This window comes from Wolbachia endosymbiont of Encarsia formosa (assembly GCF_039540065.1).
Lineage (GTDB): Bacteria > Pseudomonadota > Alphaproteobacteria > Rickettsiales > Anaplasmataceae > Wolbachia.
In genome coordinates, this window is sequence record NZ_CP154278.1 from 418225 (window position 1) to 431086 (window position 12862).

Consider the following 12862-nt stretch of genomic DNA (forward strand, 5'->3'; position numbering starts at 1 on the left):
AAAATAACTCTATTGTATATATGCAAGAAATTTTTGCATTAGAAAAATTTTTTTGTTGCCAATCATGCTCAAAGTAAACTGCCTTTTTTTGTATTGTGTAACACACTTTGAACCTTATTTCCTAACTCATTCAGAGTAAATGGTTTGGGTAAAAAATGGAAGTCTTCTATATTGATTTCATCGCTCTTTAAAAAAGCATCCTCTGCATACCCAGAAATAAAAATAACTTTGATGTTTGGCCTATGTATCAATGTTTCTTTAACTATTTCTGGACCACTCACCTCTGGCATGATTACATCAGTGATTATTAGATCTATGTGTTGATTTTTTTTTCTAATGATCTCTAGTGCCTCGCTTCCTATACTCGCTTCTATTACATTAAATCCTTTTCTTGTAAGAGCCTTAGCAGTAAATTCCCTTACTGAATCTTCATCTTCAATTAATAAAATTATACCATTACCTTTAATCTCTACCGGTTTCTCTGTTTCTTGACTATCTTCCTCTTTATCATTTTCATCCGATATGTAAACTATGGGCAAAAATATGCTAAATTTAGTTCCATGATTCACTTTGCTAGCAACATAGATGTATCCTTCGGTTTGTTTAATAATGCCATATACAGTAGAGAGGCCAAGACCTGTACCAGAAGTAATATCTTTGGTAGAAAAAAATGGATCAAATGCCTTTTCAATTATATCACTCGTCATTCCACATCCAGTATCAATCACTTCAATCACAACATAATTCCCATGTTCAATCGTTTCCTTATCTGGAGAAAACATATCTTGAGGTGTAGAATTTAATGAATCAACCTTTTGATTAAAGGTTCGTATAGTTAACTCTCCCCCCTTTTCCATAGCAGCACCAGCATTAACTGCTAAGTTAAGCATCACTTGCTCTAATTGTCCTTGGTCAGCCCTAACAGCACCCAAATCGCTACCATAATAAATATTAAATTTTATATTTTCACCTATTAATCTTTTGATCATTTCATAAAGATTAGCTATCGTACCATTTACATTAATAATCTTTGGCTGCAAAGTCTGTCTTCTTGAAAAAGCAAGCAGTTGTCTTACCAAATTTGACCCACGTTTTGCATTTTGCTGTATCTGTATTATATCTCCAAAAGATGGATCGCTAGCTGAGTGCTGGAGTAAAAGCAAATCACAAAATCCTATTATTCCGGTTAATATATTATTGAAATCATGTGCAATACCACCTGCTAACTGCCCTATAGCTTGCACCTTTTGATAATGCTCAAGTTTTATCTCTAGTTTTTTACGTTCAGTATTATCAATAAAATAACAAAGTATGAACATCACTTTATTATGAAGAAACTTATTAAAATATATTTTCATGTTATTACCGCCATTGAGCTGCACATCAAAGGACGCATTATTTATCCTATTACTTGAAAAATATTCACGCACTTTCATATGATAACCATCTGATATCAATAAAAAGATAGAACCATTATTTGACCCCGCAAGTTTTACTAATGCTATATTTTTCTTTATAAAATTGCCATTTATGTCGCATTGTGCAATAGCAATTGACGAATTTGTAAAACAAGGGTGTAGTTGATAATCAACAATATTTGATTCAGTTGGTGTTATAAAGCCGTGTATATAGCTATGATTATATTTATCACAAAATGTAGCAGTACTCATATAAGCCTTAAATGGAGCACCGCTTATAGTAAAAAACATAATTTCATTTTTGGTTATTGTATCGTCATACTTCGATTGAGATATAAAATCATTGATTGAGCTACCTTTTTCCAATTTTTTTAGTTCAAACATGTCTAAAAATCTTTTATTTACAGATAAGATACCTCCTTTTGTATTTGCAACGTAAGTTGCTATATTGTGTTTCTCTATCAACTCTTCATATACCTGCTCTTTGTTTACCTGTGTTGCCTTCAGTACAAAATACCCATTCGGTCTTGCTATTGGGGCTAATGATAAATTTAAAGTCTTATTACTATTTATAGCAATTTGTGGATTATCCGGTATTGGTTCAAAGAGCAAAAGAAAATTAGATACTCTACTCTTCTTGCTTAAGGAAATGCATACTTGTACAGAAGTGTTATTTCTTAACGCATGATAGAGTGATTTTCTGTCTTTTTCTGAAACATCTCCTGCTTCAAGAATTTTATCTAGCGTAACATCATCGTTTATGTGATCTTTAAACCTTTCGTAGAATCTAGCATCAGCATAAATAATACCCTCATCTTTATGTAAAATGAGACAAAACTCTGTATTATGATTCAGCGCATTTGCAAATATTGCATTTTGAAACTCTATGATATTAAGTAGATGCTTGTAACGTTTTATATTATATACCACAAAGAGAGTCATGAGAGTGCTAATTAATAAATTAATCTCTATATTAACATGCTGACTATATACATTAGAAAAATAGAGTACTGATATTGCTATTGGAGGTAAGAACATAATGACTGCCATCACAATAATTGACATCCCATAATTTCTTAGTATGAAGTCAACTCTGTTCTCTTTTTTGTTATCTATGTATCTTTTATTCATTATTATTGCTTGGCATCCTTGCACATATAAAAATATTCTACTATATTGATTTAATTATTATAGATTTATTAACATCCTTGATGGGTAGTGACTATCCCAATCTAATTAAGTCCTGTAAATATAGAGTACAATAATATTAATAGCCAACAGAAGGCATTATGGAAGAACAAAAAATACAAGCATTTAAATGGTTCTGCGCACTGAGAAACAAGATCACCGAATCTTTCTTATCAATTGAGGTGCAGTCATTCACAGAACCAAAAATCGAAAAAAGAAAGTGGAACCGACCAGGTGGAGGAAGTGGTGAATCTACAATTATCTTTGGTAATATTTTTGAAAAAGTTGGAGTAAACGTTTCAAGAGTATACGGAAAGCTTGCAGACTCAGCCATTAATGAAATTCCTGGTGCAAGTGAAAGCAATGGAGAGTTTTGGGCAAGCGGTATATCTTTAGTGTCTCACATGCAATCTCCCCTTATCCCTGCAGCACATATGAACACAAGGCTGATATATACCTCAAAACAATGGTTTGGTGGAGGAATGGACTTTACTCCAATTTATAAAGATGAGCGAGATTGCAAGTATATTCACGAATCAATTAAAGCAACTTGCGATGAGTTCAACATCGAATATTATCCGAAATTTAAAAAGCAATGTGATGATTACTTTTTTTTACAACATAGAAAAGAGCCGCGTGGTATTGGTGGAATTTTTTATGACAATCTAACTTCTGGCAACTGGAAAAATGATTTTGAGTTCACAAAAGCAGTAGGTGAAGCATTTTTAGAAATTTACTTACACATCATACACAAACATATGCAAAAATCTTGGACAAAAGAACAACGAGAAGAACAATTGATAAAACGTGGCAGATATGTGGAGTTCAATCTTCTTTATGATCGTGGTACAAGGTTTGGTTTAATGACTAATGGTAACCCCGATGCAATTATGATGTCGATGCCGCCTCTTGTTAAGTGGGTGTGAAAAGCGGTTATTAATATAAAATAAATCGTTATAGTTTAAAATTGTACCACAATGGTGAGCTTTTGTATAGAGGGGTACAATCATGGGTATAGTAGATAGTTTTTTAATTAAATCCGCTAGAAATAGCAATATAAGAGGCGTGAGGCTAGCTTTAAGTCTTCATAATATAGTAAACAGCTTTGAAAAACTCTTTTCTAGAATTAATCCTTTTAGGAACAAGGGGTCATTTGACTTGAATAATGATCAAACTTTAAATCGAGCTTTAGAGTATGCAGTAACAAATCTTGATCATAATGTAATGACGTTACTTATTAGTGCTGGAGCAAATATTAGTGAAATAAATAATAGTATAGGAAATGTAATCCTTCAATACAAAAGATCATCAGAAGCTATGCAGTACGGAGATAAGGACAGTCTCAAAGATCGTAAAGAAAAATGTTGTTTAGTGCTTGGTGAGCTAATAAAAAAAGAAAGAAAAGAAATATTGGAGATTTTGAAACAAACGGAAAGTTGTGACAAGCTTAAAGAGGAAGTAGAGCTAAAATTTAAGGCCAACTCACCTAAAAAACCTCCTAGAATTTTTGAGCATGATGATATTTTACTTTTAAAAGAGCCCATTTATGATGAGGTATATTACGCTAAGGTTATTAACTCATTAGAAGAGTTGAGCGTATCGGAAGAATCCATTTATGCTGAAGTATATGATTTGCATAAAAGATCTACTGAAAATTTATCATTGAAAGATAGTGGTTGTTCTAGTATATCAGGAGAACCTATTTATGAAGATGTAGATGATTTCTCAGAGCAAAAAAGCCCACTAGCTTAAATCATAAAGAGCAACCAGAGCCTATTTATGCTAAGGTAGATTTATCGAAAAAGAGATCAGAAAGACAAGCAAAACATATAAAAGATAATTCTGGGACTTATAATGGATTAGTGCAGGATAAAGTGAATAATTTGCAAGTAAAACTAAATGAGCAAAGTGCTAATAAGCGAGCGAGTCAGCAAATCAAGACCAAGGCTGGCTTTAACGTAAAAGAAATAAGGCAAAATTTTGAGCGTAGAGATTCTGGATACGATTCTGGCTATGATTCAGATACAAAAGTTGAACAAAATTAGAATTAGGATCTAAAGCTCCTAAATCTGAGATAGGTTCAGTAAGCATTGAACATGGGGTAATAGGAGGATGTCGATATAAAATCACTGATATATCACTCTAACTGTGTGATTCAAAATAATTGAATTGACTTTATATGTATAATCGATATAACTCAGTTAGATCAAAGTCGACTCTTTCGTCTAGTGGTTAGGACACCACCCTTTCACGGTGGTAACACGGGTTCAAATCCCGTAAGAGTCACTCAAACAGAATGCAAATAACTAAAGTTTTGAATGAAAAAAATTAGGCTTTATGTTGAAGAAGCTTTATCACAAAATGTAAGTTTGGCGCTTCATCCACGACAAAGTCACTATATTTACAATGTAATGCGGCTTAAGAAGCATGATAACATCTATCTTTTTAATGGAAAGGATGGAGAATGGTTAGGAGAAGTAGTGAATATATCAAGTAAATCGACAAAAATTATAATAAAAGAACGCACTAAACAACAACAACATGAAAAAAATCTATATTTGTATTGTGCTCTGGTAAAAAGCGGCGCCTTAAGCAACATAGTAAGACAAGCAACTGAAATGGGAGTAACCTGCATTCAATTTATTTCAACACAACGTACAGTAGTAAAAAACATTAACCTAAGTAGATCGAAATTACAGGCAATTGAAGCTGCGGAACAATCTGGTAGGATAAGTATACCAGAGATTTTGCTTCCCATTGATTTTTATGAATTACCCGATTCTCAGAATAAAAATTTTGTTTTGTGTGATGAAACAGGTGAAGGAAAACCTCCTAACAAAGTTCTAAAAGGCAAGAAAAACGTTGCTATTATTGTTGGCCCCGAAGGTGGTTTTTCATCTTGCGAACTTGATTCTGCCAATAAATTTTGTCAGAAACTGAGTCTAGGAAAAAGAATTTTGAGAGTTGATACTGCTGTAGTTGCTGCATTAACCTTCACCAATTGGTATAGCTAGATTTTTTAATATGGCTAGTGCAACTTGACACTCTATATAAAGAAATCTGCATTATATTTTTCCTAAAAGAAATAAATGAAACTTGCATTTTTCCGAACTATCGATACTCTTAGTAAAGAAGTCGGGGCGTAGCGCAGCCTGGTAGCGCATTTGGTTTGGGACCAAAGGGTCGGGAGTTCAAATCTCTCCGCCCCGAGATTAGAAAAATTACAAGAGCACTGTAACCTAAGAGCAATTTTTATCAGCAAGTAAATGATTGACAGCAGAATGAAGCTTTTTTCATATAAATCACTGCATATCATATTCTATCGCTCAAGTTTATAAAATAATTGACAATGTTAATTTTCTAATTTATAAATGGATTTTGAAGTGATTACCGAAGGAGGTATAGAGTTTGATTGAAGTATCAGTCCATTATGGTGATGTAGATAGAGCTCTTCCAGTGTTGAAAAAAATAATTCAAAAGGAAGGAAGAGGGCTCAAAATGAAAAAAAAATATCACGAAAAGAAATCAGAGAAAACAGCTAAAAAAAAAGCTGAAGCAAGGAAAAAGAGATATCAGCAAGAATGCAGAAGACAGCGTTATGGTTGGTAGTTTTTACTAAGGTTAATAATTAGTTATCTTATGAATATTCACGAATATCAAGCAAAGGAAATTTTACACAAGTTTAATGTCCCAGTACCAAAGGGTTTTGTTGTTACATCTGCAGAAGAAGTAGAAACTCAAATAAATCAACTAAAATCTGACGTGTTTGTGGTTAAAGCTCAGATTCATGCAGGTGGTAGGGGTAAGGCTGGTGGCGTAAAGCTGGCAAAGTCAACTAAAGAAGCTCAACAACTTGTAAAGGACATGCTTGGCATAACTTTAGTTACTCATCAAACAGGGTCAAGCGGACAGCAGGTAAAGAAAGTATACATTGAAGAAGGTTCAAGCATTAAAAAAGAGTACTATTTAAGTCTAGTAGTCGATCCAAAGCTTAGTAGGCTAGTATTTATATTTTCTTCAGAAGGTGGGATGGATATTGAAGAAGTGGCAAAAAATTCTCCTACAAAAATTGTGAAATTTGATATTGACCCTGCTACTGGTTTTACAAATCTTGATAACAGTAAACTTGCCAATAATTTTAATTTGAATTCAGAACAAATAGAAAGAATAACAAATATTGCAAAAAATATATATGATGCGTTTATTACAACTGATGCAAGCCAAATAGAAATTAACCCACTAGTTGAAACAAATTCTGGGGATTTTGTTGCACTTGATGCTAAAATTAATTTTGATGACAACGCTTTATATCGTCATCCAGAAATCGTGCAGCTTCGTGACTATGATGAAGAAGTTAAAGAAGAGATAGAAGCTTCAAAACATGGACTTAGTTACATCAAAATGGATGGCAATATTGGTTGCATGGTGAACGGTGCAGGTCTTGCTATGGCAACAATGGATATAATAAAGTACTATGGAGCAGAGCCTGCTAACTTTCTAGATGTTGGTGGTGGAGCAAGTAAGGAAACTGTCACTGAAGCATTTAAAATTATATTATCTGATAGTAATGTACAAGGAATTTTGGTTAATATATTTGGCGGTATAATGCGTTGTGATATTATTGCAAATGGAATAGTTGAAGCTGCAAAAGAAATAGATATTAAGGTCCCTTTAGTGGTTAGATTATCAGGCACTAACTTTAAAGAAGGAAAAAGAATTTTAGAAGAGTCAGGGCTAAATATTATTGCTGCAGACGAACTTGACGAGGCTGCACAGAAAATAGTACAAGAGGTGAAGTAGAGTATGTCTGTTTTAGTAAATAAAGATACAAGATTAATATGCCAGGGCTTTACTGGTGCACAAGGTACATTTCATTCAGAACAAGCTACTGACTACGGAACGAAAATGGTTGGCGGTGTAACTCCTGGAAAGGGTGATAGCACTCACCTTAATTTACCAGTTTTTAATACTGTAGCAGAAGCTAGAGAAAAAACTGATGCGAATGCTACGGTAATATATGTACCTGCTAAATTTGCAGCTGATGCAATACTTGAGTCAATAGATGCAGAGATAGAATTAATAGTTTGCATCACAGAGGGCATTCCTATACTTGACATGGTAAAGGTAAAGCACGCTCTCGCTGGTTCAAACAGTCGATTGATTGGCCCAAACTGTCCAGGGGTTATTACACCCGAAGAATGCAAAATAGGAATTATGCCAGGACATATTCACAAACGTGGACATATAGGAATTATGTCTCGCTCTGGAACTTTAACTTATGAAGCGGTAGCACAAACAACCGCTGTTGGTCTTGGTCAGTCAACATGTATAGGAATTGGAGGCGATCCTGTTCATGGCATGACGTTTGTTGACTGTATGGAGCTCTTTTTAAAAGATGACGATACTCATGGTATTGTAGTTATTGGTGAAATAGGTGGAAACGAAGAAGAAGATATATCACATTTTATAAAGGCGGAAAAAACTAAAAAACCAATTATTGGATTTGTAGCAGGCCAAACAGCACCTCCAGGAAGACGTATGGGACACGCTGGAGCTATTATTTCTTCAAGTGGAGGAAGTGCTGGTGCGAAGTTAGAAGTTATGAAGAGTGCTGGAATTGCAATTGCAGAAACTCCTGCGGTGATTGGTAAAAAAGTTTTGGAAGTAATGAGTCGGTGCTTGTCCTAGATCATAAAAATCCTATATCGCCAGTCATAAATATATTTCCTGACCACTCAATCAGTAACTTACCTCCTGGTAAATTTACTGAAGTTTGTTTAGTAGCCAAACACTTACGAAGTACAGATGCAACAAATGCCGCACAAGCTGCACTACCACATGAAGCAGTAATACCTGTTCCTCTTTCCCAAACTCTTAAGTTTATTTCTCCAGATTTTTCTATTTTTGCAATACTAACATTTGTTTTCTGAGGAAATAATTCTTGATTTTCTAGCTTTGGTCCTAAATTCTGCAATGGTATTTCGCTTATGTTATCAACAAAAAAAACTATATGAGGGTTACCAATATTTACTGCAACTGGCTCTTTCAGCATTTCAACCTCTATAGGTAGATAAAGGGGATCGCATTCACAAGAAAGAGGAATTTCATTCCATTTAAGCAGTGGTTTACCCATATTGACCTTTATTGATTTATCACCTACTTTAAAACATTCTAAGATACGATTATTTATCAGCTCAATAGTGATATATTCAGTACCTTTTTCTAACATTATCAAATATCCAACACAGCGTGCTGCGTTTCCACACATTTCAGCTCGACTACCGTCAGCATTATAGATATGCATAAAGCAGTTTGCAGCATTAGACATTGTTATAATTATCACTTGATCACAACTGCCTTGATCAGCAATTCGTCTATAATTCCAGTCTAAATTCTTTGCTGAACGTGAGTCTATGATAACAAAACTATTGCCAGTACCGTGCATCTTTACAAACTGGATCTTGTCTGTTAGGTTACTTACCATTATAGCAAAATTATATAAGTGAAAATTTTTCTTCTAATTACAGCTGTTTTGTATTCTATAGTTTTCTGTAATGTGAGTGCTAAGTCAATACAGGAGAACAGCAAAATGCTCTTTTGGCAAACTGGAGTTAGAAAGGGAGCAAATGTTTTCAATAGAAAAGTTGATAGTGACTTAATCAAAGCAGCAAAGGAATACAAAATTGGTTTTATTCGTCTTGCTCCTGACAAATTTGAAACTACGCAACGTGACTTCCTCTTAGGTAATGCAGACAGTTATCAGGGCCCAATTCCCAAAGACCTGAAAGTTCTGAAAGATGTTTTAGATGCTTTTCATCAACAAAAAATACCAGTAGTGTTAACGATGATTAGCTTACCTGGATCTAGATGGAAGCAAAATAATAACGATAAAGATGATTTACGTTTATGGTCAGATCAAGCTTTTCAAAAACAAGCAGCAAAATTTTGGCAAGATCTTGCGAAAGAGCTTAAAGATCATCCTGCTATTGTTGGATATAATATCTTAAATGAACCACATCCAGAAAGGCTTTATAATACTGCAGATTCGGCTATTTATAACGTAGAACAAAGCAAAGTTCAGAAGAATCTATTTGGCTTTTATAGCAGCGTGGTAAACAGTGTCCGCCAAGTTGACTCAGAGACCCCAATAATACTTGATAGCAGCAGTTATGCTGACTCTAATACTTTTGATAAATTCAAACCAGTTGATGATTCTAATATTCTTTATTCTTTTCACATGTATGAGCCCTTTGCTTATACAAATTTAAAATTAAACCAGGATAACTTTGCCTATCCTGGACATGTTCAATCTTTTGATGGAAAAAAAGTAGAGTATTGGAATAAAGATAAGTTAAAATTATATATAGAACCTATAAAAATTTTCCAAGAGAAGTATAATATACCAGATTATCAGATCCTTGCTGGAGAGTTTGGCGGACATCGCTGTTCAAAAGGATTAGAGCACTATTTTCGAGATCTTACTTCTATTTTTAATGAATATAATTGGCACTTTGCTGTTTATGGCTTTCGAGAAGATATGTGGGATGGAATGGATTATGAATTGGGAAGTAAAAAGCTTTCATGGAAAGATTGGCAAGCAATTGAAGAGGGTAGGATGAAAAAAAATTATTTGCCAGATAATCCAATTTTTAAGATATTAAAAAAAGAATGGTCAAGTCAGCTCGCTGGCCATTCGTCATAAAAAAATATTTCTTCTATTGGCTTTCTCTTCTTTTCTTTAACTTCGGCACCTTCTTCCTCGTAACCAACCGCTATCACTGACATTACATTAAAATCATCAGGTACATTAAACCTCTCTATTATTTTGTCTTTGTCAAATCCGCCCATCTGATGAGCCATTAAGCCTATAGCTGTAGCCTGTAGCATAAGTGCGTAATTTGCTGCACCAGTATCATGCTTAGCCCAAAAATTTCCCCCTTTGTCTTGCTTTCGGAAGTTTTTAGCACTTAAAGATATGATTAACACTTGTGCATCTTTTGCCCACTTTTGATTAGATTTATCAAGGCAATCGAACAATTTTTTCCATGCGCTTTGATTGTTCTGTTTGTTGCATATCACATATCGCCAAGGTTCATCACCAAAACACGAGGGTGTTAGCCTTACAGCTTCTATTAAAATATCCATTTCTTTTTGAGATATTGCTTTTGTAGGATCGTATGAACGTCCACTGTGTCTTGCTTTCATCAACGATAATAGATCTTGTTTACTCATCATTTTTAAATAGTGCATAAATAATTCATTGTAGCGCAATATGAGCAAAATTTAAATTGCAAAACCTCTTATACACATATATTACATTTAGTAAGTTATTTCTATTGGGAAGATATGTTTATAACACAATCAAGCAGTAGGTCAACACTGGTTGAAATATTGTCTTGCGTTTTACTTTTATTCTTGATGGCTCAAATAAGCGTACCGTTGCAGCCTGTGCCTATCACATTGCAAACTTTAGGAGTAATGCTCATTGGGCTTAAATTTAACCGCAGAACAGCATTCTATTCTGTGCTTACATATCTATCACTTGGTGCAGCAGGATTTCCTGTTTTTGCGAATTTTTCTAGTAGTTATCACATTTTTCTTGGACCAACAGGTGGATATTTAATTGGCTGTTTAGCTGCTGTTATGGTAATGAACAAAGTAAATGAATTACTGAACTCTAAATATAAATCATTTGTGTGTAATTCTTTAAGTTGTCTGGCCGGTACAGCTGTAATCTTTATTTGTGGTGTTAGTTGGCTTTCTGTTTACTTTGGTCTGGAACGAGCAATAATGGTAGGTATTTTACCATTTATCCTTCCTGGTTTGGTAAAAATTTTTCTACTTGTAGCAGCTTTGCAATATTTGAAAAAATGATAAAATTTCGTCCTCATCATTTCATGTGCACTCTTACATTTCAAGGATATGGGTATTCTCAGGGTTTTGTAGAAAATTACAAAAAGATAGCAAGTAAAGTAATTAATGATCCTAATACTAAAATCGAAGTAGTTGATAATCTTGACACTATTTGCAGTGTTTGCCCAAACCAGACTAAACAAGTTAAATGTACCACACAAGCTAAAGTTTTAGAGCTAGATAGAAGGCATATGGAAATTTTAGGAATGAAAATAGGAGAGATTTTAACCTGGAATGAAGCAGTAAAAAGAATTAGAAAGAAAATGTCTTTAGAGAAATTTGACTACGCATGTGAGGAGTGTAATTGGCAACCATATGGAATGTGTAGAAGTGCTCTTTTAACTCATTCTAAATAGTATCTGCCAATTAATAATATCTTTATTATTATATTAGATAAGTAATGTAGCATTTATGAATTTGTAATGTGTTGCGTATAGTTCAAAGAAATAAGATTTACTGGTTACGCGCTGCAGCCAATGCCACAACACTAGGATCTATGTTTGTCTGCATGTTAATTTGCGTTGTGATTTTATGGAGGTCTTCTGTTACCTATGCTAGTGAAAATTTGGAGATACAGAAGGTCTTTGATAGTGTTTTCAAGCATATAAAAGCTGATAAAAAATATAAAGATCTTGATGTTATCGAGAGAAAAAGTGACAAATTTAATATCAAAATTTCACAAAATTCTGGCAAGAATTTTGATATATACTCTGTTTTAAAAAAATCAAAAGACTCCTTTGAGTTAGGAGATAGTGAAACAGCTACTTCTCTCCTCAATCAGATTATTGCAAAATTTCCTTATCATGAAAGTGCTTTAATTGGACTAGGGAATATCTATTACGCTAACAAAGAATTTAAAAAAGCTGTAGAGATTTACACAAGACTGTTAAAAGAATATCCTAGCAACCCTTATGTATTAAAGAATTTTCTGACGATAATCTCACAATATGATCCTGATTTGGCATTGAGTGAAATGTTGAAATTGTATTATATACGAAGAAATTGCGCCCCTTTATCAGCAAATTTAGGTTTGATCTATATGAAAAAAGACGATTACGTAAAAGCTAAAGAATACATGAAAGCAGCAATTTCTTTAGATCAAAACAATATTTTTTATACCTATAATTTAGCTGTTATTCTAGATAAGCTCTCAGATTTTAAAAATGCTACAGCATTTTATTCAAAGTTGTTGAACATGTCAAAAAATGCAAGTGAAAGAATACCTTTATACAAGGTAGCAGCAAGACTAAAATTTATACAACTTCATAGTGCGCACCCAGCGATTCCATAAGAGCTACTTGTATCGCTATTTTTGTTTACAACAACAACATTGAACTCTAGAA

14 protein-coding genes and 2 tRNA genes are annotated in these 12862 nt (G+C 33.8%); 13 read left to right on the forward strand and 3 right to left on the reverse strand.

Features of this window, described 5'->3' with window-relative positions; genetic code table 11:
- Positions 1–68: 68 nt before the first annotated feature.
- Positions 69–2549, reverse strand: coding sequence for a response regulator (locus AAE962_RS02175; RefSeq protein WP_343289390.1), 2481 nt, complete (start codon positions 2547–2549; stop codon positions 69–71).
- Positions 2550–2707: 158 nt separating this feature from the next.
- On the opposite strand from AAE962_RS02175, the gene hemF reads away from it, so the two are divergent.
- The 9 genes from hemF to sucD all read left to right on the forward strand — a co-directional run bounded on the left by hemF (position 2708) and on the right by sucD (position 8294).
- Positions 2708–3532, forward strand: coding sequence for an oxygen-dependent coproporphyrinogen oxidase (gene hemF, locus AAE962_RS02180; RefSeq protein WP_343289391.1), 825 nt, complete (start codon positions 2708–2710; stop codon positions 3530–3532).
- A gap of 82 nt (positions 3533–3614) precedes the next feature.
- Complete coding sequence (locus AAE962_RS02185; protein WP_343289392.1) at positions 3615–4358, forward strand: hypothetical protein; 744 nt, start codon at positions 3615–3617, stop codon at positions 4356–4358.
- Positions 4359–4480: 122 nt separating this feature from the next.
- Positions 4481–4651 carry a hypothetical protein gene (locus tag AAE962_RS02190; protein WP_343289393.1) on the forward strand — a complete coding sequence of 57 codons (171 nt, stop codon included), beginning with the start codon at positions 4481–4483 and terminating at the stop codon, positions 4649–4651.
- A 169-nt stretch (positions 4652–4820) separates the two neighbouring features.
- Positions 4821–4892: transfer RNA gene (locus AAE962_RS02195), tRNA-Glu, on the forward strand.
- A 32-nt stretch (positions 4893–4924) separates the two neighbouring features.
- Positions 4925–5620: a 16S rRNA (uracil(1498)-N(3))-methyltransferase gene (locus AAE962_RS02200; protein ID WP_343289394.1), complete on the forward strand. Its 696-nt coding sequence runs from the start codon at positions 4925–4927 to the stop codon at positions 5618–5620.
- Positions 5621–5742: 122 nt separating this feature from the next.
- A tRNA-Pro gene (locus AAE962_RS02205) sits at positions 5743–5816 on the forward strand.
- Between the two features lie 198 nt (positions 5817–6014).
- Positions 6015–6215 (forward strand): 30S ribosomal protein S21, encoded by a 201-nt coding sequence (rpsU, locus tag AAE962_RS02210; RefSeq protein WP_015588134.1) that lies wholly within the window; start codon positions 6015–6017, stop codon positions 6213–6215.
- A 30-nt stretch (positions 6216–6245) separates the two neighbouring features.
- Complete coding sequence (gene sucC, locus AAE962_RS02215; RefSeq protein ID WP_264336413.1) at positions 6246–7406, forward strand: ADP-forming succinate--CoA ligase subunit beta; 1161 nt, start codon at positions 6246–6248, stop codon at positions 7404–7406.
- Between the two features lie 3 nt (positions 7407–7409).
- Positions 7410–8294, forward strand: a complete 885-nt coding sequence (sucD, locus tag AAE962_RS02220; RefSeq protein WP_343289395.1) for a succinate--CoA ligase subunit alpha — start codon at positions 7410–7412, stop codon at positions 8292–8294.
- Position 8295: 1 nt separating this feature from the next.
- On the opposite strand, the gene dapF is transcribed toward sucD, so the two are convergent.
- Positions 8296–9090 carry a diaminopimelate epimerase gene (gene dapF / locus AAE962_RS02225; protein ID WP_343289396.1) on the reverse strand — a complete coding sequence of 265 codons (795 nt, stop codon included), beginning with the start codon at positions 9088–9090 and terminating at the stop codon, positions 8296–8298.
- Between the two features lie 72 nt (positions 9091–9162).
- On the opposite strand from dapF, the gene AAE962_RS02230 reads away from it, so the two are divergent.
- Positions 9163–10308 (forward strand): glycoside hydrolase family 5 protein, encoded by a 1146-nt coding sequence (locus AAE962_RS02230; protein ID WP_343289397.1) that lies wholly within the window; start codon positions 9163–9165, stop codon positions 10306–10308.
- Here AAE962_RS02230 and AAE962_RS02235 read toward each other — a convergent pair.
- Positions 10284–10856: a nitroreductase family protein gene (locus AAE962_RS02235; RefSeq protein WP_343289398.1), complete on the reverse strand. Its 573-nt coding sequence runs from the start codon at positions 10854–10856 to the stop codon at positions 10284–10286. The genes AAE962_RS02230 and AAE962_RS02235 overlap by 25 nt on opposite strands.
- Before the next feature lie 96 nt (positions 10857–10952).
- Here AAE962_RS02235 and AAE962_RS02240 point away from each other — a divergent pair, with 96 nt between their 5' ends.
- The 3 genes from AAE962_RS02240 to AAE962_RS02250 all read left to right on the forward strand — a co-directional run bounded on the left by AAE962_RS02240 (position 10953) and on the right by AAE962_RS02250 (position 12810).
- On the forward strand, positions 10953–11480 hold the full coding sequence (locus AAE962_RS02240; RefSeq protein WP_343289399.1) for a biotin transporter BioY: 528 nt from the start codon (positions 10953–10955) through the stop codon (positions 11478–11480).
- The gene (locus AAE962_RS02245) at positions 11477–11875 is read left to right on the forward strand and encodes a DUF1284 domain-containing protein (protein WP_343289400.1); all 399 of its coding nucleotides are present in this window, start codon (positions 11477–11479) and stop codon (positions 11873–11875) included. Before AAE962_RS02240 ends, AAE962_RS02245 begins: the two co-directional genes overlap by 4 nt.
- A 68-nt stretch (positions 11876–11943) precedes the next feature.
- Positions 11944–12810 carry a tetratricopeptide repeat protein gene (locus AAE962_RS02250; protein WP_343289401.1) on the forward strand — a complete coding sequence of 289 codons (867 nt, stop codon included), beginning with the start codon at positions 11944–11946 and terminating at the stop codon, positions 12808–12810.
- Positions 12811–12862 lie beyond the last annotated feature (52 nt).

Bases quoted from the DNA above. Each gene is read 5' to 3' on its own strand.
- AAE962_RS02175 (WP_343289390.1), bottom strand. From the start codon at position 2,549: ATGAATAAAAGATACATAGATAACAAAAAAGAGAACAGAGTTGACTTC.
- hemF (WP_343289391.1), top strand. From the start codon at position 2,708: ATGGAAGAACAAAAAATACAAGCATTTAAATGGTTCTGCGCACTGAGA.
- AAE962_RS02185 (WP_343289392.1), top strand. From the start codon at position 3,615: ATGGGTATAGTAGATAGTTTTTTAATTAAATCCGCTAGAAATAGCAAT.
- AAE962_RS02200 (WP_343289394.1), top strand. From the start codon at position 4,925: ATGAAAAAAATTAGGCTTTATGTTGAAGAAGCTTTATCACAAAATGTA.
- sucC (WP_264336413.1), top strand. From the start codon at position 6,246: ATGAATATTCACGAATATCAAGCAAAGGAAATTTTACACAAGTTTAAT.
- sucD (WP_343289395.1), top strand. From the start codon at position 7,410: ATGTCTGTTTTAGTAAATAAAGATACAAGATTAATATGCCAGGGCTTT.
- dapF (WP_343289396.1), bottom strand. From the start codon at position 9,090: ATGGTAAGTAACCTAACAGACAAGATCCAGTTTGTAAAGATGCACGGT.
- AAE962_RS02235 (WP_343289398.1), bottom strand. From the start codon at position 10,856: ATGCACTATTTAAAAATGATGAGTAAACAAGATCTATTATCGTTGATG.
- AAE962_RS02240 (WP_343289399.1), top strand. From the start codon at position 10,953: ATGTTTATAACACAATCAAGCAGTAGGTCAACACTGGTTGAAATATTG.
- AAE962_RS02245 (WP_343289400.1), top strand. From the start codon at position 11,477: ATGATAAAATTTCGTCCTCATCATTTCATGTGCACTCTTACATTTCAA.